The 1,162-nt window shown below is 32.6% G+C and carries 1 protein-coding gene; it reads left to right on the top strand.

The features are described from left to right. Positions 1 to 68: 68 nt before the first annotated feature. Positions 69 to 758, top strand: coding sequence for a transposase (locus M2475_RS11410; RefSeq protein ID WP_277491667.1), 690 nt, complete (start codon positions 69 to 71; stop codon positions 756 to 758). Positions 759 to 1,162: the final 404 nt, after the last annotated feature.

The raw sequence follows: 1,162 nt of genomic DNA, 5'->3' as shown, positions 1-1,162 counted from the left end.
AATGATGTTATCCCCCTTAGGTATACAGTGCAAATAAATAAAGCACTTTAATTTAAGGGGGTTTTAATATGGGAAGAAATCAAAAATATACAATGATAGAAAAGGTACAAGCATGCGAAGATTATATAAGTGGAAAAATTAGTGCTCGAGAAATTGCATTATCATTAAAGATGACAAAACATGGATATAAAGCAATATATGGTTGGGTACAGCAATACAAAAAATATGGATCTTCTGCATTTGAAAAGAAGCTAAAAAATAAAGCATATTCAAAAGCGTTTAAAACGGAAGTTGTAGAAGCTTATTTAAGAGGCGAAGGCTCAAATATTAAACTCGCACTTAAATACAACATTCCTTCTCGTTCAATCATAATAAAATGGGTTACAATATATACTGAAGGTAAGCAAATAAAAGATTATGATCCAAAACCGGAGGTATATATGACAAAGGCTAGAAAAACTACTATAGAGGAACGAAAAGAAATTGTGGAATATTGTCTAAATAACAATAAAGATTACAAAGGAACAGCAAGCCTCTACAACGTGAATTACGCTCAAGTGTATTCATGGGTAAAGAAATATCTTGATGATGGCGAAGCGGCTCTAAAAGACCGTCGTGGTAAGCGAAAGTCGGAAGAAGAATTAAGTGATGATGAAAAGAAAGATAGAAAAATTCTACTGTTGGAGCGTAAAATCAAACAAATTGAAAAAGAGAATGAATTACTAAAAAAGCTAGAGGAATTAGAAAGGCGGCGATAGAACATCTTCCTAAATACAAGCAAATAGTCATACTAAAAAAAGAACGTGTAAATATTTATGAAACAATTAAAGAGTTTCACGAAAGTAAAGGATGGTCCATAGAATGGATGTGTAGTTTCTTCAAAATCAGTCGTGCTGCATACTATAAATGGCTCAATAGGCCTTTAAACAAACGAGATTTAGAAAATACATCCGTGCTCAACACGATTAAGGATATAGATAAAGAATTAAATAGTCTATATGGAGCTTATCGGATGAAGGTCGAAGTTAATAACAGACTAAAGGCGAACTACAACATAAAGCGTATAGCTCGTCTGATGTGTATAAATGATATTCGCTCAATAATGAGAAAAAAGAAAAGCAAATGGAAGCGAAGTAATCCAGAAACTTCAGCTGAAAATATG

The sequence above is a fragment of the Breznakia sp. PF5-3 genome (assembly GCF_029504745.1).
Taxonomy (GTDB): Bacteria; Bacillota_I; Bacilli_A; order Erysipelotrichales; family Erysipelotrichaceae; genus Breznakia.
The sequence above is the reverse complement of the archived record's forward strand: the minus strand, read 5'-3'. Positions and strand labels throughout refer to the sequence as shown.

Coding starts and splice junctions, on each gene's coding strand:
- M2475_RS11410 (WP_277491667.1), top strand. CDS start 69: ATGGGAAGAAATCAAAAATATACAATGATAGAAAAGGTACAAGCATGC.